The sequence below is a fragment of the Actinomadura hibisca NBRC 15177 genome, from assembly GCF_001552635.1.
Lineage (GTDB): Bacteria > Actinomycetota > Actinomycetes > Streptosporangiales > Streptosporangiaceae > Spirillospora > Spirillospora hibisca.
This window is the reverse complement of the sequence record NZ_BCRO01000030.1, coordinates 1-19218: the sequence shown is the minus strand read 5'-3', so window position 1 is coordinate 19218 and position 19218 is coordinate 1. Positions and strand designations below refer to the sequence as shown.

Below are 19218 nucleotides of genomic sequence, written 5' to 3'. Positions count from 1 at the left end.
GTCTCTGAGGGGGTTTCATGAGTCCGCCGGTGTTCCTCGCCGACCGCGAGCGGCTGGCCGCCGACCGGGTGGTCCTGGACGGCCCGGAGGGGCGGCACGCCGCCACCGTGCGGCGGTTGCGGCCCGGCGAGCGGGTCGACCTGACCGACGGCGCGGGCTTGATGGCCGAGTGCGTCGTGGTGGCCGCCGACAAGGCGTCGCTGACGCTGGAGGTCGGCGCGCGCCTCACCTGGCCCGAGCCGAGCCCCCGCCTGGTGGTGGTGCAGGCGCTGCCCAAGGGCGACCGGGGCGAGCTGGCCGTGGAGACCATGACCGAGGTCGGCGTGGACGTGATCGTGCCGTGGTCGGCCGCGCGCAGCATCACCCAGTGGAAGGCCGAGCGCCGCGACAAGGCCCTGGGCCGCTGGCGCAACACCGCCCGGGAGGCCGCCAAGCAGGCCCGGCGCGCCCGCTTCCCCGAAGTGGCCGACCTGGCGACGACCGCGCAGGTGGCCGACCTGGTGGCGGGCGCTGCGGGCGCGCTGGTGCTGCACGAGGCGGCCGACGCGCCGCTGACGGCGTTCGCGCCCCCGGCGGCGGGCGACATCGTCGTGATCGTGGGCCCCGAGGGCGGCGTCAGCGACGAGGAGATCGCGCGGTTCGCCGAGGCGGGCGCGCGCACGGCGCTGCTGGGCCCGACGGTGCTGCGCACCTCGACGGCGGGCGTGGCGGCGGCGTCGGTGCTGATGGCGGCCACCGGCCGCTGGTGACCGCCCGGCGGACGGCCGGGCACGGGCGGACTCCGGCCCTCGGGGTCGGTGGGCACAGGACCAGGCGGACCACCGGCCCCGGTGGGCGGCTCAGGGGCCGCTGGCGGGCACCTGCGGCTCGGCCGCCGGGGTCGTCGGCGTCTCGGTCGGCGGCGCGGGCGTGGTGGTGGTCGGCGCGGGCGTCGTGGGCGCCGGGGTGGTCGGCGTGGCCGTCGGGGTGGGGGCCGTGGTGCTCGGCGTCGGGCAGGCGGTGCCGGACGGCGGCTTCGGCGAGGTCGGCGGGGGCGGGGTGCGGGTGTTGCCCGGCGTGCTCGCCGGGGGACAGCTCACCGTCCCGGAGGCCGACACCGACACCGGGGCGTCGGGATCGTCGCTGGCCTCGCCGGTCGGGCGGTCGGCGGAGCGGGGGTCCTGCGGGTCGGCGGTGGGCCCGTTCCGCTCGGACAGGGTGCCGCCCGCCGGGGGCTGCTCGTTCCGCCGGGACTCGCCGTGGTTGCCCGCCGACTGGATGAGGTCCATCGTCTGGGGGGCCGAGACGCCGATGCCGGCGATGGCGACGGCGGCGCCGACCGCCAGCACGGGTCGCCCCCAGTTGGCGGTGAACCACTCCCACCCGAACCGGCGCCGGCGCCGCTCGTCGATCCGGGCCCGGATGCGCTCCAGGCCGTCGGCGGAAGGGTCGACCGTCTCCGCCTCCGCGCTGAGCGCACGGCGCAGGATCTCGCCGTACTCGTCGTGGGGGTCGGTGGTCATGAGAACTGCTCCAGGACGTTGCGCAGCGCGGCCATCCCGCGCGCGGTATGGCTCTTGACGGCGCCGCGGGAGATCCCCATGCTCTGGGCGATCTCCGCTTCGGACAGGTCGGCGTAGTAGCGCAGGACCAGCGCCTCGCGCTGCCGCGTCGGCAGCCGGTGCAGCGCGTCCACCACCGCCGAGCGCTCCAGCTCCCCGATGGCGCCCGCCTCGGCGCTGGGCGCGTCGGGTAGCCCCTTGGGCGCGTACTTCTCCACCACCGCCCGGTGGCGCAGCACCGACCGGGACCGGTTCACCACCGACTGGCGCAGGTAGGACAGGGCCTTGTCGGGGTCGCGCAGCCGGCGCCACCCGCCGTGCATGGCGACGAACGCGTCCTGGACGACCTCCTCGGCCGTGCCCGCGTCGCGCACCAGCATCGCGGCGAGCCGCACCAGCGAGCGGTAGTTGGCGCTGTAGAGCGCCGTCACCGCCTGGTCGGCGTCCCAGGCGACGGCCACCGCACCGGCCGTGCCCCTGGCCACGAGGGTCTCGGTCACGTCAGTGGGACGCGCGCCCTCGTCGTCGGGTTTACGAAAGGGCATGTTCTGTCTTGCCTCGGTCACCTATCCGCCGCCTTCGCCGCCCCGGGGCCGTCCATTCGGATGACGACCCGCGGTTACGGCGTGGATGGACAAGGCGAACCCCGGCCGGGCGGGCGGGGCGTTGGTGCGTGCGGTGCGCGCGTCGGGGGGAACGCCTGAGTTGCCAACCTTAGCCATTGCACGGGCCTTATGCGGCCTATCCCCGGGTGCGGCTTTACTCCCCGGGGTCACGGCCGGTCATGGCGCGGGCCGCCCCGGTAGGATGCCGCCGACCGCGCGCGCTTGGGAGGAGAGCGATGACCGACTGCCTGTTCTGCAAGATCGTGTCAGGGGAGGTGCCCGCCAAGATCGTCCGCGAGGGCGAGCGCACGGTGGCGTTCCGCGACATCAACCCCCAGGCGCCCACGCACGTGCTGGTGATCCCCAAGGACCACCACCCCACGGTCGGCGAGCTGGCCGCCGCCGACGCCGAGCTGCTGGCCGAGGTGGTGGGCGAGGCGCACCGGGTCGCGGTGGACGAGGGCGTCGCCGACGGCGGCTACCGCGTGGTGTTCAACACCGGCGCCCAGGCGGGCCAGACGGTGTTCCACGTGCACGCCCACGTCCTGGGCGGCCGCGGCCTCAACTGGCCCCCCGGATAGCCGGGACGGGCCCCGGGACGAGAAGCGCCGCCGGGGCCGCCGTCCGGGCCCCCGGCCCGCCCGGCGGATCGGCGGCCCCCTGCCGGACGGGCGCTCGTAAATACGGCGGCGTGACCGCGCGGGCGCCCAGTACCATGGAAGCGACAGAAGCGGAACACTCTGAGCGGACAGAAGGCAGGTCGGAGAGGCCGCAAGGCCCGGCTGATGGTCGAATCAACTCACGCGGGACGCGCCGGCCGCACCGGCGAGCGCTCCCAGATCAAGATCGTGGTGCCGGACGACCAGTCGATGGTGGGCCTGCTGGGCTCCCGCGATGAGTTGCTCCACGTCATCGAGCGCGCCACCGACAGCGATGTGCACGTGCGCGGCAACGAGATCACCGTGACCGGGCCGCAGGGCGAGACCGACCTGGTCTCGCGCCTGTTCGACGAGCTGCTCGACCTGCTGAGGAGCGGGACGCAGCTCACCCCCGACGCGGTCGAGCGGAGCCTCGGCATGTTGCGCAACCGGACCGAGGAGCGGCCGGCCGAGGTGCTGACCCTGGACATCCTGTCCAGCCGCGGCCGCACCATCCGCCCCAAGACCCTCAACCAGAAGAAGTACGTCGACGCCATCGACCAGCACACGGTGGTCTTCGGCATCGGCCCCGCGGGCACCGGCAAGACCTACCTGGCGATGGCCAAGGCGGTCAAGGCGCTCCAGGACAAGCAGGTCAACCGGATCATCCTGACCCGGCCGGCGGTCGAGGCGGGCGAGCGGCTGGGCTTCCTGCCCGGCACCCTCTACGAGAAGATCGACCCCTACCTGCGGCCGCTGTACGACGCGCTGCACGACATGGTCGACCCCGACTCGATCCCGCGGCTGATGGCGGCCGGCACCATCGAGGTGGCGCCCCTGGCGTACATGCGGGGCCGTACCTTGAACGACTCGTTCATCATCCTGGACGAGGCGCAGAACACCTCGCCCGAGCAGATGAAGATGTTCCTCACCCGGCTCGGCTTCGGCTCCAAGGTCGTGGTGACCGGCGACGTCACCCAGGTCGACCTGCCCAACGGGCAGCAGAGCGGCCTGCGGGTCGTGCAGGACATCCTGGAGGGCGTCTCCGACATCCACTTCTGCCGGCTGAACAGCCACGACGTGGTGCGGCACAAGCTGGTCACCGACATCGTGGACGCCTACAACCGGTGGGACGAGGCGCGGGTGCCGGAGATCAAGCAGGGGGCGGCGGGACGCGGCGCGTCCCGCAAGCGGGGGCGTTAGATGAGCATCGAGGTGTTGAACGAGTCGGGCGTCGGGGTCGACGAGCAGGCCCTGGCGCGCCTGGCCCGGCACGTGCTGGACGGCATGCGCGTCCATCCGCTGGCGGAGCTGTCGCTGCTGCTGGTGGACGAGGAGGCGATGACCGAGCTGCACGTCAAGTGGATGGACGAGCCCGGTCCCACCGACGTGTTGTCGTTCCCGATGGACGAGCTGCGGCCCGGCCACCTGGCGGACGCCGACGACGACGATGAGGCCGACCCCGGCCTGCTCGGCGACGTGGTGTTGTGCCCGGCGGTCGCCGAGCGGCAGGCGAAGACGGCGGGCCACTCCACCGAGGCGGAGCTGGAGCTGCTGACCGCGCACGGCATCCTGCACCTGCTCGGGTACGACCACGCCGAGCCCGAGGAGCACAAGGAGATGTTCGGCCTCCAGGACGAGCTGCTGGCGTCGTGGCGGGACGAGCGCAAGCGGACGTGAGCGCGCGTCCATGAGTTCCATACAGGGATGGCTGCTGGCGGTCGCGGTGGGTCTGGTCGTCCTGGCCGGGCTGCTGGCGGCGACCGAGGCGGCGCTGACCCGCGTCTCGCGGGTGCGGGTGGAGGAGCTGGTCCGCGAGGGGCGGCGCGGCGCGCCCCGGCTGGCGGCGGTGGTCGCCGACCCGGCCCGCTACCTCAACATGGTGCTGCTGCTGCGGATCAGCGCCGAGCTGGTCGCCACGGTGATCGTGGCGGACCTGTGCATCACCTGGCTGGAGGAGGGCTGGAGCGCCTACGTGACCGCCGCCGCGATCATGATCGTGGTGAGCTACGTCGCGGTCGGCGTCGGCCCCCGCACGCTGGGCATCCAGCACGCCGACCGGTTCGCGCTGGCGGGCGCGGCGGTGATCCACCCGGTGACCCGGGTGCTGGGCCCGCTGCCCCGGCTGCTGATCCTGCTGGGCAACGCGCTGACCCCCGGCAAGGGCTTCCGGGAGGGGCCGTTCGCCTCCGAGGCCGAGCTGCGCGACCTGGTGGACCTGGCCGAGCAGCGCAGCCTGATCGAGCCGGACGAGCGGCAGATGATCCACTCGGTGTTCGAGCTGGGCGACACGCTGGTCCGCGAGGTCATGGTGCCGCGCACCGACATCGTGTTCATCGAGCGCGGCAAGACGTTGCGGCAGGCGATGTCGCTGGCGCTGCGCAGCGGCTTCTCGCGCATCCCGGTGGTGGGCGAGAACGAGGACGACGTGGTCGGCATCGCCTACCTCAAGGACATCGTGCGGCGCAGCCAGGAGCACCGGGCGGGCGAGACGGTGGAGAAGGTGGAGTCGGTGATGCGCCCGGCCACCTACGTGCCCGACTCCAAGCCCATCGACGAGCTGCTGCGCGAGATGCAGGCCCGGCAGATCCACCTCGCGATCGTCATCGACGAGTACGGCGGCACCGCCGGGCTGGTCACCATCGAGGACGTGCTGGAGGAGATCGTCGGGGAGATCACCGACGAGTACGACGTCGAGACGCCCCCGGTGACCTGGCTGGAGGACGGCGCGGCGCGGGTCACCGCGCGGCTGCCGGTGGAGGATCTGGCGGAGCTGTTCGACGCGGAGATCGACGTGCCGGAGGTGGAGACGGTCGGCGGGCTGCTGGCGCACGCGCTCGGCCGGGTGCCGATCGAGGGCTCCACCGCCACCGTGGCGGGCCTGACGCTGAAGGCCGAGAGCATCGCCGGGCGGCGCAACCGCATCGGCACGGTGCTGGTGCGGCGGGTGCCGCGCCCCGCCGAGGCGGCCCCCGAAACCGCCGGTTAGCGACATCTACCCCGCCGGACCCCGACGTTAAACGGCGGCGCCCGGCGGGGATGATCTTGCGCGTCGAGGGGTTCGGGGGGATCTCATGTCGCGCAGGGCTCGGGGCACGCTGCTGCCCGCCGCCGCCACGTCCAGGGCGGTCGCGCCCGGGTCCATGCCGGTGCCGGTTCCGGCGTTCGTGCTGGCGACGGTGCTGGCGGGCGTGCTGGCGGCCGCCGGGTGCGGGGCGCCGCAGGCCGACGTCGCGCCGGCCGCCGCCGGGACGGCGGCGATGGGCCCGGCCCTGCTGTCGCAGCGGGAGGTGCCCGCGGGCTTCCTGCCCGCCGGGCCGCAGCGGGCCTTCACCGGCATCCGGCCCGCCGACCCCGACTGCGCCAGGCTGCTGCGGCTGGCCGACAACGCCGGGGCGCGCGAGGGGCGCGACGCGTCGCACGCGCAGGCGGCCTACTACCGCACCGAGCCGGGCGCGACGCTGGTGCAGCACGTGTACCGGCTGCGCAAGGGGCGGGCGGCGGCGCTGGTGGCCGAGGCGCGGGAGGCGGTCACCGGCTGCCCGAAGATCGGGCTGGACGTCGGCGACGACCGCGAGACGCTGCTGTACCGCGTCCCGCTGCGCCACGCCCGGACGGCGGGGGAGACCGTCGCGGTCCGCTACACCAGCCGGGGCGCGCGGCAGGCCGGGCTGGACGTGGTGCTGACGCAACTCGGCGACGACCTGCTGACGGTCGCGGCGCCCGGCGAGTTCGGCCGGGGCGGGGCGCAGGGCATCGAGCTGGCCGAGGCCAGGGCGATCCGCAAGCTGCGCGACGCCCGCGACCGGATCGGCACCGCGCCGGGCGCGCCGGAGGAGTGACCGAGCGCGTTCCTCCCGTACGCTCCGCGTGATCCCGGTCACTCCCCACGGAGGCCCAGGTCGACTTCTTGCGTATTACCTACTTTTTCTGTAGGAAATATATGCAGTCCCGCGTACCGGTCCCCCGGCAGTGACGAGGAGCAGCCCGATGAGCCGTATCCTGCGCACCACCCGCAACGACCTGGACCACCACGACCTGCTGTCGGTCGTCAAGAAGGAGCACCTGGCCGTCCACGTGCCGGGCTTCTCCCGCCCCGAGGCGCTGCGCGCCGCCCGCGAGCAACTGCTCGACCACTCCGACCGCGGCGCGCTCAGCCAGGCCCGCGAGTTCGGCCGCATCGGCCACGCCTACTCCGAGATCGCCGACGAGGCCTCCCGCCGCGCCTACCACGACGCCGCCCTGCCCAACGCCCGCCGCATCCGCGAGCTGTTCGCCCCCCACCTGTCGCCCACCGACGAGCTGCGCCTCACCCTCGACGAGATCTGGCCGGGCGGCGCGCGCCTGCTGGAGGTGGACGGCGCCAAGTGCTTCGTCGGCATCGTCCGCTACCAGGACCACGACGTCGACCTCAACCCGCACACCGACGCGCTGGAGCGCAACCTGCCCGCCGCCTACCTGGCCGACCTCCAGGCGCAGCTGTCGGTGAACGTCTACGTCAACATCCCCGACGAGGGCGGCGAGCTGGAGTTGTGGGACATCGAGCCCGCCGAGGACGAGTACCGGAACCTGGTCGGCGACCGCGCCTACGGCATCGACCGCGACAGGCTCCCCCCGCCGGTCGAGGTCCTCAAGCCCGCCGCCGGCGACCTGGTCCTGCTCAACCCGCGCCTGATCCACGCCGTGCGCCCGTCCGGCGACACCACCCGCGTCACCATCGGCCACTTCCTCGGCTACCAGGGGGAGGAACGGCCGCTCGCCCTGTGGAGCTGAGCCCGTCCCCCGAACCGAGCAGGAGAGAGGACCGCGAACATGACGATCACCGGCCGTTCCAAGGCGTCGTTCGGCAAGGTCGCCCAGGAGCTGGACTTCACCGGCACCAAGGCGATCCTGCTGGTCAGCGTTGGCCAGCGCTACCACGAGGAAGACAAGCTCAGCGCCACCGTCGACCTGGTCAACCGGTCCGGCATCGAGCACCTGACGATCGCGGTGGCCGACGCGTTGCAGCGCCACAACCACCAGGACCTGCCGCCGGACGCCGCCTACGCGCACGCGCTGCGCTCGGGCGACGAGTGGCTGGCGCGCAACGGGGAGACCCTGGACCGGCTCCTGGTCGGCCGCGACGTGCTGCGCTGGCACACCGCCCTCACCGACGACCGCTACGTGGGCCTCCGCGAGCGGGTGGAGGCGGAGTACCGGAGCAATCCGGACTACCACGCGGCCGTGGAGGCGACGATCGGCCGCTTCCTGGAACGGTTGAAGTCCCGCGACGAGCACGCCGACCTGGCGGCCGCGCACGCCAAGTGCCTGACCTACCTCATGGAGGAGTGCCCGATCATCCAGCCGCTGTGGGCGGCCGACGGCTACGACTTCGTCATCTACCCGCAGCCGATGACCGACGCGATGGCGAAGACGCGCGAGATCTTCGTCGAGCCGCACCATCCCGGCAAGGGCGTGTGGTTGTCGCTGCGGTTCAAGAAGCGCGCGCTGGAAGCGGCGGGCGCGGCGTGAGCGCGCGGCGCCGCTGGCGCGCCTTCACCGGCGTCGCGATCCTCAGCTTCCTCGGCTGCGTGGACCTGACCATCGTCAACACCGCCGTGCCCGCGATCGGCCGCGACCTGCACGCGCCGGTCGCGCGGCTCCAGCTCGTGGTGGGCCTGTTCATCGTCGCGCTGTCGATGTCCATGGTCACGATGGGACGGCTCGCCGACGCCCACGGCCGCCGCCGCGTCCTGTACCTCGGCACGGCGGTGTTCGGGGCGGCGTCCCTGGGGGCGGGCTCCGCCACCGACGTGGAGTGGCTGGTCGCGTTCCGGTTCGTGCAGGGCGCGGCCTGCGCGGTGCTCTACACCAGCACCAGCGCGATCGTCGCCAACGTGTTCCCCGAGGACGAGCGCGGCAAGGCGATCGGCGCGCTGTACGGCGTGAACGGCCTCGGCCTCGCGCTCGGCCCGGTGCTCGGCGGCCTGCTGGTCGCCGGGCCCGGCTGGCGGTGGGTGTTCTGGCCGAACGTGCCGCTGATCCTGCTGGCGCTGGCGATCTGCCGGGGCAGCGTGCCCGAGTCGCGCGGCGAGGAGCGGGGCGCGCGGGTGGACTGGACGGGCCTCGTCCTGCTCACCGCAGGGCTCCCCGCCCTGGTGCTGGGGCTCACGCTGGGCGACACCTGGGGCTGGACGTCGTGGCGGACGCTCGCCTCGATCGGCGCGGGCGTCGCGGCGCTGGCGGCGTTCGCGGCGGCCGAGCGGGTCGCCGAGTCGCCCATCATCCAGTTCCGGCTGTTCGCGAACCGGCTGTTCATCAGCGCGATCACGGCCGACTTCGCGCTGGCGTTCTTCTACTGCCTGGCCTTCTTCCTGATGCCGCTCTATCTGGAGACGGTCCGCGGCTACGCGGGCCTGCGCGTCGGGCTGATGTTGCTGCCCTGCACGGCGCTGGTGGCGCTGCTGTCGCCGGTGGCGGGGCGGCTGGTCGACCGGGTCGGGCCCCGGCCGCTGCTGTGCGCGGGGTTCGGCGCGTTCGTCCTGTCGGCGCTCTTTCAGGCGCGGCTCGGCGAGGGCAGCGGGCTGGTCCACGTCGTGGTCGCGTTCGCGCTGATGGGCGCGGGCTGGGCGTTCATCCTCGGGCCCGCGACGGTGGCGGCGCTGTCGGCGGTGCCCGAGCGCATGGCGGGCCTCGCCGTCGGCTCGTCGTGGACGTTCCACAACCTCGGCGGGGCCCTCGGCCTCGCCCTCGGCATGGCGGTGTTCCGCTCCGGCGGCCAGCAGGCGGCGATGTGGCTGCTGGCCGGGGTGTCGGCCGCCGCGCTGCTGTTCATCGCCGTCGCCGGGCGTCCCGCCACCGCCCCCCTGTCCACCCCTATCCCCGTCAAGGAACGCACATGACCGCACGGTCCCCCCACCGTCACCTCCTCGCCCCGGCCGCGCTGCTGGCGGCGTCCGCGCTCGGGCTCGCCGCGTGCGGCGGCGGCTCCGGCGCGTCCGCCGGGGCCGCCGGCGGCCTCGCCTACGCCAGCGACAGCGAGCCGACCTGCCTGGACCCCAACGTCAGCCCGCAGGACGTCACCGCGCGGCTGATGCGCAACGTCTACGACTCGCTGGTGTTCCAGGACCCGCGGGGCGAGCTGCACCCGTGGCTGGCTACCACGTGGAAGGCCGCGCCGGACCTGAAGAGCTACACCTTCACGCTGCGCGAGGGCGTCACCTTCCACGACGGGACGCCGCTCACCGCCGAGGCGGTCAAGGCCACCTTCGACCGCGTGGTGGACCCGGCGACCAAGTCGCAGTACGCCGCCACCCTCATCGGGCCCTACGCGGGCAGCACCGTCATCGACGACCGCACGGTGAAGGTGTCGTTCAAGAAGCCGAACGCGGCCTTCCTCCAGTCGGCCAGCCAGACCTTCCTCGGCATCACCTCTCCCAAGGCCGACAAGCGGGACTACTGCGCCAAGCCGGTCGGCTCGGGCGCCTACGCGGTCGCCGGGTACGTGCGCGGCGACAACCTCACCCTGCGCCGCCACGAGCCGTACCGCTGGGGCCCTTCCACCGCCCCCGGTCCGGCGAAGGAGCCCAAGGTGACGGTGCGGTTCCTGCCCGAGGACTCGGTGCGGATCGGCGCGATCACCAGCGGGCGCGCGCAGATCGCGGCGGCCGTGCCGCCCAAGCGGGTCGCGGGCCTCGGCGGACGCGTCCGGATCGTCCGGGCCGACCTGCCCGGCGGCACCTACAGCCTGCACCTCAACACCTCGCGGGCCCCGTTCTCCGACGAGCGGCTGCGGCGGGCGTTCCAGAAGGCCGTGGACACCAGGCAGCTCGTGTCCGCCGTGTACGCCGACCAGTACAAGGCGGCGCGCGGGCCGCTCGGCCCCACCACACCGCTGTACGACAAGGCCCTGGACTCTCGGCCCGGCCACGACCTCGCCGAGGTGGACAAGCTGCTCGGCGAGGCCGGGTACACCGGCCGCGACGCGCAGGGCTACCGCACCAAGGACGGCAAGCGCCTGACGGTGTTGTGGGTGTTCAACAAGCAGCAGGTGCGCGAGCAGCGCGACCTGGTCGCCCAGCTCGTGCAGGAGCAGGCCCGCAAGGCGGGCATCGAGCTGCGCATCGAGAACATGTCCACCGGGCAGTGGTTCGACGCCCGCGACACCGGCCGCTTCGACGTGTTCGACCGGAGCTGGGTGTCGGGCAACCCCGACATCCTGCGCAGCTTCTACGCCTCCTACAACCACCCGGCCAAGGGCAAGGTCGGCTACAACGCCTCGTTCGCCAAGGACTCCCGGCTGGACGGCTGGCTGGAGGACGCCCTCGCCACCGGCGACCAGGCCGAGCGCGGCGAGCTGTACGCCAAGGTGCAGCAGGAGGTCGTGGACCGTGCCTACCTGGTGCCCATCTACGTGCCCGCCGCCATCACCGCCACCTCCACCAAGGTGGGCGGCCTGACCTTCGACGGGCAGGCGAGCCCGCTGCTGGCCGGGGTGGAGCTCGGCAAGTGAAGCGGCGTCCCGCGCCCCGGCGGCCCGGGGCGGCCCGCCGGGTGGCGCGGCGCGTGGCGGGCATGGCCGCCGTGCTCGCCGGGGCCGGGACGCTCGCCTTCGCGGCGCTGCGGCTCATCCCCGGCGACCCGGCGGCGACGCTGCTCGGCGGCGCGCCCGCCACGCCCGAGACGCTGGCACGCCTGAACGCCGAACTCGGGCTGGACCGGCCGCTGGCGGTGCAGTACCTGGCGTTCCTCGGCCGGGCGGTGACCGGCGACCTCGGCTGGTCGTTCCAGCACGGCGCGCCCGTCACCACCGTCCTCGGCCAGGAGATCGGCCCGACCGTGCGGCTGACGCTGACCGCGTGCGCGCTGGCCGTGGCGGGCGCGGTCGCGGTGGCGCTGCTGACGGCCGGACGCCGCGCGAGCCGGGCCCTGGCCGGGGCGGTGGAGCTGGTGGCCTCCTCCACCCCGACCTTCTGGCTGGGCATCGTGCTGCTGACGTTGTTCTCCTTCCACGCCGAGGGGATCTGGTTGCCTGCGCTGACGCTGGCGATCCCGGTCGGCGCGGTGCTGGCGCAGGTGTTGCGCGAAGGGCTGGAGGACGCGCTGACGCAGCCGTTCGCGCTGACCGCGCGGGCGCGCGGCCTGGGGGAGTGGCGGGTGCGGTGGGCGCACGCCCTGCGGCACGCACTCGTCCCCGCCCTGACGATCCTCGGCTGGACGGCGGGCCACCTGCTGGCCGGGGCGGTCGTCGTGGAATCGGTGTTCGCGCGGCCCGGCGTGGGCCGGGTCGCGGTCGAGGCGGTGCTCGCCAAGGACCTGCCGGTGGTGGTGGGCGCGGTGCTGCTGGCCTCGGTCGTCTATGTCGTGGTCAACACCCTGGTGGATCTCGGCCACCTGCTGGTGGACGCCCGGTTGCGGGAGGCGTGATGGGACAGCTGTTGATCTCGGCCGGGCGGGTGCTGCCCGGCCCGGCGGGCGAAGTGATCGAGGACGGCGCGGTGCTCGTCCGGGACGGCCGGATCGCCTGGACGGGCCCGCGCGCGGAGGCGCCGGGCACGCCGGACGTGGAGCATCCGGACGGCACCCTGCTGCCGGGCCTGATCGACGTGCACGTCCATCTGGCTTTCGACGCCGGTCCCGAACTGGAGGCGGGACTCGCGGCGGCCTCCGACGACGAGCTGTACGAGCGGATGGCGGGCAACGCCCGGCGGCTGCTGGCCGCAGGCGTCACCACCGCCCGCGACCTGGGCGACCGGGGCGGCCTCGCGGTCCGGCTCCGCGACGCCGTCGCGGCGGGCGCGCTGCCTGGCCCGCGCGTGCTGGCCGCGTGCGCGCCCGTCACCCCGCCGAACGGGCACTGCCACTTCCTCGGCGGCGTCGCGCACGGCATCGAGGGTGTGCGCAAGGCCGTGCAGCGCAACGCGGCGGCCGGTGCCGACGTCATCAAGGTCATGGCGGGCGGCGGCTACCTCACCAACGGCGGCGCGCTGCCCTGGGAGCGGCAGTTCACCGACGCCGAACTCGCGGCGGTCGTCGTCGAGGCCCGCGCGCACGGCCTGCGGGTCGCCGCGCACGCGCACGGCGTCTCGGCCATCGCGGCGTCGGTCCGGGCGGGCGTGGACACCGTCGAGCACTGCGGCTGGGAGGTCGAGGGCGGCGCGACCCGGGTGGACGACGCGCTGGTCGAGCGTCTCGCCGCCGACGGGATCGCGGTCTGCCCGACGGTGCACACCGGCTGGCCCGCCATCGCCGCCCGCCGCCACGAAGGCTGGCTGGCGGAGCGGTTCGCGATCCTGGCACGCCTGCACGCGGCCGGGGTGCGGCTGGCCTTCGGCACCGACAGCGGCGTGCGCGGCGCGCCGTTCGGCGAGGTCGCCGACGCGCTGGCGCTGCTGGTGGACGCCGGGCTGAGCCCGGCGCAGGCGCTGGAGTCCGCGACCGTCACCGCCGCCGACGCCTGCGGGCTCGGCGGCGTCACCGGGCGGCTGGCCCCCGGCCTGCGCGCCGACCTGCTGGTGGTCGGCGGCGACCCCACCGCCGACGTGCGCCGCGTGGCGGACGTGCGCCTGGTGATCGCCGACGGCGTGGACGCAGGGGTACCGGCGTGAGGTTGTCGCGCGGCGCCCTGGCGGCGGCGGCCGTCGGGCTGGTGCTGCTGGCGTTCGCGCTCGCGCCGTCGCTGTTCTCCCCGCACCCGCCCTACCGCGCCGACCCGGACGCGCTGCTCGCCCCGCCCGGCGGCGGCCACCCGTTCGGCACCGACCAGCTCGGCCGCGACGTGCTCGCCCGCGTGATCCACGGCGCGGGCACCTCGCTGGCGATGGGTTTCGGCGCGACCGCGCTCGCCCTCGCGGCGGGCCTGGTGCTGGGGCTGGCCGCCGCGCTCGGCGGCGCGCCGGTCCGCGAGGCGCTGATGCGGGCCATGGACGTGCTGCTGTCGTGCCCCGGCCTGCTGCTGGCGCTGGTGGCGGTCGCGCTGATCGGCCCCGGCACGACCGGCGCGACGCTCGCGGTGGCCGTCGCCGCCACCCCCGAGTACGCGCGGCTCGTCTGCGCGCAGGTGCGGACCGTGCGCACCTCCGGCTACGTCGAGGCGGGGACGGCGCTCGGCCAGTCCCGCCCGGCGCTGGTGCTGCGGCACGTGCTGCCCAACGCGCTGGGCCCGGTGCTGGTGCTGGCGACCCTCGGCGTCGGCACCGCCATCCTGTACGGCGCGGCGCTCAGCTTCCTCGGCCTCGGCCCCAACCCGCCCGCCGCCGAGTGGGGCGCGCAGCTGTCCGACGGCCGCGACTTCCTGGAGTCGGCCTGGTGGGTGGCGTTCTTCCCGGGCCTGGCGATCACCCTGACCGTCGTCGTGGTGAACGTCGTCGGCCGCGACCTGCGAAGGAGGTACCTGCGGTGACGCTGCTGGACGTCGCGGGCCTGACCGTGGACTTCGGGACGGGCGAGGCCGCCGTGCGCGGGGTGTCGTTCCACCTCGACCCCGGCGAGTGCCTGGCGATCGTGGGGGAGTCGGGCTCGGGCAAGAGCGTCACCGCGCGCGCCCTGCTCGGCCTCAGCGGCGGCGAGGTCGCCGCCGACCGGCTCCACCTCGACGGGCGGGACCTGCGGACGCTGAACGAGCGCGCCTGGCGCGACGTCCGGGGCCGCCGCATCGGCTTCGTGCTCCAGGACGCCCTCCAGGCCCTCGACCCGCTGCGCCGCATCGGCCGCGAGGTCGCCGAACCGCTGCTGGTGCACCGCACCGTCCCGCGCGGCGAGGTGGCGGGGCGCGTGCGGCGGCTGCTGGCCGACGTCGGGATCCCCGACCCCGAACGGCGTGCCCGCGAGCACCCGCACCAGCTCTCCGGCGGCCTGCGCCAGCGCGCGCTGATCGCCTCCGCGCTCGCCTGCGGCCCCGAGCTGATCATCGCCGACGAGCCGACCACCGCGCTCGACGTCACCGTCCAGGCGCAGGTCCTGGACCTGCTGGCCGGGCTGCGCGCGGCCGGGACCGCCGTGGTCCTGATCAGCCACGACCTCGCGGTGGTCGCCCGGCTCGCCGACCGCATCGCGGTCATGCGGGACGGCACGATCGTCGAGCAGGGCCCGGCCGAGCGGATCCTCACCGACCCCGGCGACCCCTACACCAAGGCGCTGCTGGCCGCCGTCCCTGAGGGCACGGCCCCGCCCGCGACGCCGGGACCGCCCGTTCTCCAGGCCCGCTCGATCACCAAGCGGTTCGGCGACCGGACCGCGCTCGGCGACGTCTCGTTCGACCTGCACGCCGGAGAGACCCTGGGCCTGGTCGGCGAGTCGGGGTCGGGCAAGACGACGCTCGCCCGCATCGCGCTGGGCCTGCTGCCCGCCGACTCCGGCGAGGTCACGTTGACCGGGGAGCCCTGGAGCGCCCTGCCCGAACGCCTCCGCAGGCCGCACCGGCACCGCATCCAGCCCGTCCCGCAGGACCCCGCCGGGGCGTTCGACCCGCGCCACACCGTCGCCCGCATCCTCACCGAGGCGCTGGCGGTCGCCGGGACGCCCCGCGCCGACCGGCGCGACCGGGCGGCCGACCTGCTGCGGCAGGTGGGGCTCGGCCCCGAGCATCTCGGCCGACGCCCGCGCCAGTTGTCCGGCGGCCAGCGGCAGCGCGTGGCGATCGCCCGCGCCCTCGCCTCGGACCCGGCCGTGCTGGTCTGCGACGAGCCGACCTCGGCGCTGGACGTCTCGGTGCAGGCGGAGATCCTGGCGCTGCTCGGCCGTCTCCAGGCCGAGCACGGCCTGGCGATGTTGTTCATCACCCACGACCTGGCGGTGGTGCGGCAGGTCGCGCACCGGGTCATGGTGCTGAAGGACGGCGACGTCGTGGAGTCGGGCCCGGCCGCCGAGGTCCTGGCCTCGCCCGAGCACCCGTACACGCGGACGCTGCTGGCGGCGGCCCCGCGCCTGCCGGTCCGCTAGAAGGGGCTACCCGGCGGCCAGGGTGGTGCGCAGCGTGCCGTCCGGGCCCGCCACCAGCACCGGGGCCTTCGCGCCCAGGTCGCGCACGGCGGCCACGTCGGCGTCGGCGGCGCTGTCGGCGGCCGTCACCAGCGCGGCGGCCTCCAGGTCCTCGGCGCCGCTGGACACCGCCATCGCGACCGCGACCTGGAGGGCCGACAACCTCAGCGACGGCAGGTCCACGCTGGTCGCCGAGTAGGTGCGGCCGGTCTCGTCGCGGACGGCCGCGCCCTCGGCCGCGCCGGTCCGGGCGCGGGCCGACCGCGCCAACGTGATGATCTTCGCGTCCTCGGCGTTCAACTCGCTCACGGCCCCAGCCTAGAGGTCGGCGGCAAGTCGCCTCCAAGTGGACCGCAAGTGCGGCGGGCGACCATCGAACCCTTCGTAGGGCCCGTGATGGGGGAGAGCGATATGTCCCGGTTGTTGTACCGGTTGGGCAAGGGGGCGGCGACACGTCCCTGGCGCGTCGTCGTGGCGTGGGTGCTGCTGGTGGGCGTCGTCGCGGGGGTGGCCGTCCTCGCGGGCGGCACCGCGCAGGACGACTACACCCTCAAGGGCACCGGTTCGCAGCGGGGGACCGACCTGCTGCGCGAGCGGTTCCCGGCGTTGTCGGGCGCGGACGCGCGCGTGGTCGTGCACGCCCGCACCGGCGCGGTGGACCAGGCCAAGGTGGCGGAGGCCGTCGCCGGGCTGCGGCGGCTGCCGCACGTCAGCGCGGTCGATCCGGCCGTGCCGAGCAAGGACGGCGCGACCGCGCTGATCACCGTCCGCTACGACGTGCCGGTCACCGGCCTGAAGCCCAAGCCGACGCTGGAGGAGCTGCGCACCGCGACGACCGTGCTCACCGGGGCCGGGCACCAGGTGGAGTTCGGCGGCCAGGTGCCCGAGAACGTGACCGCGCCCGGCGGCGTCGCCGAGGCGATCGGGGTCGTGGCGGCGTTGATCATCCTGCTGCTGGCGTTCGGGTCGGTGGTCGCCGCCGGGCTGCCGCTGGTGGTGGCGCTGGCCGGGCTCGGCGCGGGCATGGCGGGGATCACGATCCTGGCGGCGTTCGCGAACGTGGCCAACGCCGCGCCGACGCTCGCGGCCATGGTCGGCCTGGGCGTCGGCATCGACTACGCGCTGTTCATCCTGACCCGGCACCGCGAGGGCCTGGCCCAGGGCCTCCCGGTGCCGGAGGCGGCGGGCCGCGCCATCGCCACCGCCGGGAAGTCGGTGGTGTTCGCGGGCCTGACGGTGCTGCTGGCGCTGTGCGGGCTGGTGTTGTCGCGCATCCCGGTGTTCATGACGATGGGGTTCGCGACCGGGATCGTGGTGGCCGCCACCATGGCGGGCGCGGTGACGCTGCTGCCCGCCGTGCTGGGCCTGGCAGGCCCCAAGGTGCTGCGCCGCCGCGACCGCGCGGCCGGGGCGGCGCCGTCCGTCGAGTCGCCCCGCGTGCGGCGCTGGGCCGACCGCGTCGCGGCGCGGCCGTGGGCGTGGCTGCTGGCCGCGCTGGTGCTGATGCTGGCGCTGGCCGCGCCCGCGCTGGGCATGCGGACCTGGCCGAGCGACGCCAGCAGCGAGCCGGACTCCAACACCGCCCGCCGCGCCTACGACCTGGTGGCCGAGGGGTACGGGCCGGGCGTGAACGGGCCGCTGCTGGTCGCGGTCGATCTCCGCAAGTCGGGTGAGGGCACGCTGCCCGCCGTGCGCGAGAAGCTGGCCGGGGTCCAGGGCGTCGTCGCGGTGTCGCCGCCGCAGCTCGCGCCGGACCGCTCGGCCGCTGTGATCATGGTGACGCCCGCGTTCGGCCCGCAGGACGAGCGGGTCCCCGGCCTGGTGGACCGGGTCCGGGAGGGGGCGCTGCCGCCGGGCGCGGAGGTCACCGGCTTCACCGCCGCCTACACCGACCTCAGCAGGCTGCTGGACCAGCGGTTGTGGCCGGTGATCGGCGTGGTGGTCGCCACCTCGTTCCTGATGCTGGTGGTCGTGTTCCGGTCGGTGCTGGCCCCGCTGAAGGCCGCCCTGCTGAACCTGCTGTCGATCGGCGCGGCCTACGGCGTGCTGACGATGGTGTTCCAGTGGGGCTGGGGCGCGGAGCTGCTGGGGCTGCCGCACGGCGTCCCGGTGTCCAGCTTCCTGCTGCTGCTGATGTTCGCGGTGCTGTTCGGCGTCTCGATGGACTACGAGGTGTTCCTGCTGTCGCGGGTCCGGGAGGAGTGGCTGCGCACCGGGGAGGCGCGCGCCTCGGTCTCGGCGGGCCTCGCGGCCACCGGCCGGGTCATCACCAGCGCCGCGCTGATCATGGTGGCGGTGTTCCTGGGCTTCGCGCTGGACCCCGGCCTGGTGATCAAGCAGATGGGCGTCGGCCTCGCCGTCGCGGTCGCGCTGGACGCCACCGTGGTGCGGCTGGTGCTGGTCCCGGCCACGATGGCGCTGCTCGGCCGCGCCAACTGGTGGCTGCCCGGCTGGCTCGACCGGATCCTGCCCCGGTTCGACGTCCACGGTGAGGCGTTCGAGGCGTCCGGGACCCCTGGAACGCCGGTGGAACGGGAGCCGTCGCGGGTGTGACCCCGCGCCTGCGGTCGCCGTGCCCCGGTCTAGGCTGGCCGGGACATGGCGACCGTACGCGTGCTCGGCGCTTTCGAGGCGGTGGTGGCGGGCTCCCCGGCCGATCTCGGCGGGCCCCGCCGCCGGTCGGTGCTGGCCAGGCTGGTGGCCGCGCAGGGCCGGATGGTCCCGGCCGACCAGTTGGTGGCCGACCTGTGGCCCGACGCCGCGCCGCCCCAGGCCGCCGCCGGGCTCCAGTCGCTGGTGTCCCACCTGCGCCGCGTCCTCGAACCGGACCGCCCGCCGCGCACCCCCGCCGCCGTCCTGGTCACCGCGCCGCCCGGCTACGCGTTGCGGCTGCCGCAGGAGCGGGTGGACGCCTGGTGGTTCGACGCCCTGGTGGACCGGGCCGCCGACGCCGACCCCGCCGAGGCCCGCCGGTGCGCCGAGCAGGCCCTCGCCCAGTGGCGCGGCCCCGCCTACGCCGAGTTCGCCGACCTGGCGTGGGCCGCCACCGAGATCGCCCGGCTCGACGAGCGCCACCGGATCGCCGTCGAGCGCCGCGCCGACGCCCTGCTGCGGCTGTCGGCCGCCGCCGAGGTCGTGCCCGACCTGGAGGCCCACGTCGCCGCCCACCCGCTGCGCGAGGAGGCGTGGCGGCTGCTGGCCCTGGCCCTGTACCGGGCGGGCCGCCAGGGCGACGCCCTGGGCGCGCTGCGCCGCGCCCGCGCCACCCTCACCGAGGAACTGGGCGTGGATCCCGGCCCCGCGCTGCGCCGTCTGGAAGCCGACATCCTCGCCCAAGCTCCCGACCTGGAACCCCAACGCCGGGAGACCGCGAGCGCGGTGCCCGAGCCGCACGCGCCGCCCACACCGCACGCGCCGCCCACACCGCACGCGCCGCCCACACCGCACGCGCCGCCCACACCGCACGCGCCGCCCACA

19 protein-coding genes are annotated in these 19218 nt (G+C 74.9%); 16 read left to right on the top strand and 3 right to left on the bottom strand.

Annotated features, from left to right (window positions below; all coding sequences use genetic code 11):
• Positions 1-17: 17 nt before the first annotated feature.
• Positions 18-749 carry a 16S rRNA (uracil(1498)-N(3))-methyltransferase gene (locus tag AH6_RS15180; RefSeq protein ID WP_067479843.1) on the top strand — a complete coding sequence of 244 codons (732 nt, stop codon included), beginning with the start codon at positions 18-20 and terminating at the stop codon, positions 747-749.
• A gap of 90 nt (positions 750-839) precedes the next feature.
• On the opposite strand, the gene AH6_RS15175 is transcribed toward AH6_RS15180, so the two are convergent.
• Entirely contained in the window at positions 840-1502 is a 663-nt protein-coding gene (locus AH6_RS15175; RefSeq protein ID WP_067479841.1) for a hypothetical protein, read from the bottom strand.
• Entirely contained in the window at positions 1499-2086 is a 588-nt protein-coding gene (locus AH6_RS15170; RefSeq protein ID WP_067479839.1) for a SigE family RNA polymerase sigma factor, read from the bottom strand. The genes AH6_RS15175 and AH6_RS15170 overlap by 4 nt, the downstream gene beginning before the upstream one ends.
• Before the next feature lie 296 nt (positions 2087-2382).
• Here AH6_RS15170 and AH6_RS15165 point away from each other — a divergent pair, with 296 nt between their 5' ends.
• The 13 genes from AH6_RS15165 to AH6_RS15105 all read left to right on the top strand — a co-directional run bounded on the left by AH6_RS15165 (position 2383) and on the right by AH6_RS15105 (position 15702).
• On the top strand, positions 2383-2727 hold the full coding sequence (locus tag AH6_RS15165) for a histidine triad nucleotide-binding protein (RefSeq protein WP_067479835.1): 345 nt from the start codon (positions 2383-2385) through the stop codon (positions 2725-2727).
• A 204-nt stretch (positions 2728-2931) separates the two neighbouring features.
• Complete coding sequence (locus tag AH6_RS15160; protein WP_067479833.1) at positions 2932-3987, top strand: PhoH family protein; 1056 nt, start codon at positions 2932-2934, stop codon at positions 3985-3987.
• The gene (gene ybeY, locus AH6_RS15155) at positions 3988-4464 is read left to right on the top strand and encodes an rRNA maturation RNase YbeY (protein WP_067479831.1); all 477 of its coding nucleotides are present in this window, start codon (positions 3988-3990) and stop codon (positions 4462-4464) included.
• A 10-nt stretch (positions 4465-4474) separates the two neighbouring features.
• Positions 4475-5773 carry a hemolysin family protein gene (locus AH6_RS15150; protein WP_067479830.1) on the top strand — a complete coding sequence of 433 codons (1299 nt, stop codon included), beginning with the start codon at positions 4475-4477 and terminating at the stop codon, positions 5771-5773.
• An 85-nt stretch (positions 5774-5858) separates the two neighbouring features.
• Complete coding sequence (locus tag AH6_RS15145; protein ID WP_067479829.1) at positions 5859-6626, top strand: hypothetical protein; 768 nt, start codon at positions 5859-5861, stop codon at positions 6624-6626.
• A gap of 148 nt (positions 6627-6774) precedes the next feature.
• The gene (locus AH6_RS15140) at positions 6775-7557 is read left to right on the top strand and encodes a 2OG-Fe(II)-dependent halogenase WelO5 family protein (protein ID WP_067479827.1); all 783 of its coding nucleotides are present in this window, start codon (positions 6775-6777) and stop codon (positions 7555-7557) included.
• 39 nt (positions 7558-7596) lie between these two features.
• On the top strand, positions 7597-8295 hold the full coding sequence (locus AH6_RS15135; protein WP_067479825.1) for a tRNA-dependent cyclodipeptide synthase: 699 nt from the start codon (positions 7597-7599) through the stop codon (positions 8293-8295).
• Entirely contained in the window at positions 8292-9665 is a 1374-nt protein-coding gene (locus AH6_RS15130) for an MFS transporter (RefSeq protein ID WP_067479823.1), read from the top strand. The genes AH6_RS15135 and AH6_RS15130 overlap by 4 nt, the downstream gene beginning before the upstream one ends.
• A complete protein-coding gene (locus AH6_RS15125) occupies positions 9662-11275 on the top strand; it encodes an ABC transporter substrate-binding protein (protein WP_067479821.1) in 1614 nt (537 codons plus the stop codon). The genes AH6_RS15130 and AH6_RS15125 overlap by 4 nt, the downstream gene beginning before the upstream one ends.
• Positions 11272-12189: an ABC transporter permease gene (locus AH6_RS15120; protein WP_067479819.1), complete on the top strand. Its 918-nt coding sequence runs from the start codon at positions 11272-11274 to the stop codon at positions 12187-12189. The genes AH6_RS15125 and AH6_RS15120 overlap by 4 nt, the downstream gene beginning before the upstream one ends.
• Positions 12189-13370 carry an amidohydrolase family protein gene (locus AH6_RS15115; protein WP_083982866.1) on the top strand — a complete coding sequence of 394 codons (1182 nt, stop codon included), beginning with the start codon at positions 12189-12191 and terminating at the stop codon, positions 13368-13370. Before AH6_RS15120 ends, AH6_RS15115 begins: the two co-directional genes overlap by 1 nt.
• Entirely contained in the window at positions 13367-14164 is a 798-nt protein-coding gene (locus AH6_RS15110; protein WP_067479817.1) for an ABC transporter permease, read from the top strand. The genes AH6_RS15115 and AH6_RS15110 overlap by 4 nt, the downstream gene beginning before the upstream one ends.
• The gene (locus AH6_RS15105) at positions 14161-15702 is read left to right on the top strand and encodes a dipeptide ABC transporter ATP-binding protein (protein ID WP_067479816.1); all 1542 of its coding nucleotides are present in this window, start codon (positions 14161-14163) and stop codon (positions 15700-15702) included. The genes AH6_RS15110 and AH6_RS15105 overlap by 4 nt, the downstream gene beginning before the upstream one ends.
• Positions 15703-15708: 6 nt before the next feature.
• Here the strand turns inward: AH6_RS15105 and AH6_RS15100 are convergent, their stop codons facing one another.
• The gene (locus tag AH6_RS15100; RefSeq protein WP_067479814.1) at positions 15709-16050 is read right to left on the bottom strand and encodes a cytidine deaminase-like protein; all 342 of its coding nucleotides are present in this window, start codon (positions 16048-16050) and stop codon (positions 15709-15711) included.
• A gap of 102 nt (positions 16051-16152) precedes the next feature.
• On the opposite strand from AH6_RS15100, the gene AH6_RS15095 reads away from it, so the two are divergent.
• A complete protein-coding gene (locus AH6_RS15095; RefSeq protein WP_067479812.1) occupies positions 16153-18294 on the top strand; it encodes an MMPL family transporter in 2142 nt (713 codons plus the stop codon).
• 45 nt (positions 18295-18339) lie between these two features.
• Positions 18340-19218 (top strand): AfsR/SARP family transcriptional regulator (locus AH6_RS15090; protein ID WP_169807861.1); only part of this gene is annotated, 879 nt, incomplete at its 3' end.

Coding starts and splice junctions, on each gene's coding strand:
- AH6_RS15095 (WP_067479812.1), top strand. CDS start 16,153: ATGTCCCGGTTGTTGTACCGGTTGGGCAAGGGGGCGGCGACACGTCCC.
- AH6_RS15135 (WP_067479825.1), top strand. CDS start 7,597: ATGACGATCACCGGCCGTTCCAAGGCGTCGTTCGGCAAGGTCGCCCAG.
- ybeY (WP_067479831.1), top strand. CDS start 3,988: ATGAGCATCGAGGTGTTGAACGAGTCGGGCGTCGGGGTCGACGAGCAG.
- AH6_RS15145 (WP_067479829.1), top strand. CDS start 5,859: ATGTCGCGCAGGGCTCGGGGCACGCTGCTGCCCGCCGCCGCCACGTCC.
- AH6_RS15160 (WP_067479833.1), top strand. CDS start 2,932: ATGGTCGAATCAACTCACGCGGGACGCGCCGGCCGCACCGGCGAGCGC.
- AH6_RS15175 (WP_067479841.1), bottom strand. CDS start 1,502: ATGACCACCGACCCCCACGACGAGTACGGCGAGATCCTGCGCCGTGCG.
- AH6_RS15170 (WP_067479839.1), bottom strand. CDS start 2,086: ATGCCCTTTCGTAAACCCGACGACGAGGGCGCGCGTCCCACTGACGTG.
- AH6_RS15140 (WP_067479827.1), top strand. CDS start 6,775: ATGAGCCGTATCCTGCGCACCACCCGCAACGACCTGGACCACCACGAC.
- AH6_RS15115 (WP_083982866.1), top strand. CDS start 12,189: ATGGGACAGCTGTTGATCTCGGCCGGGCGGGTGCTGCCCGGCCCGGCG.
- AH6_RS15180 (WP_067479843.1), top strand. CDS start 18: ATGAGTCCGCCGGTGTTCCTCGCCGACCGCGAGCGGCTGGCCGCCGAC.
- AH6_RS15165 (WP_067479835.1), top strand. CDS start 2,383: ATGACCGACTGCCTGTTCTGCAAGATCGTGTCAGGGGAGGTGCCCGCC.
- AH6_RS15150 (WP_067479830.1), top strand. CDS start 4,475: ATGAGTTCCATACAGGGATGGCTGCTGGCGGTCGCGGTGGGTCTGGTC.
- AH6_RS15125 (WP_067479821.1), top strand. CDS start 9,662: ATGACCGCACGGTCCCCCCACCGTCACCTCCTCGCCCCGGCCGCGCTG.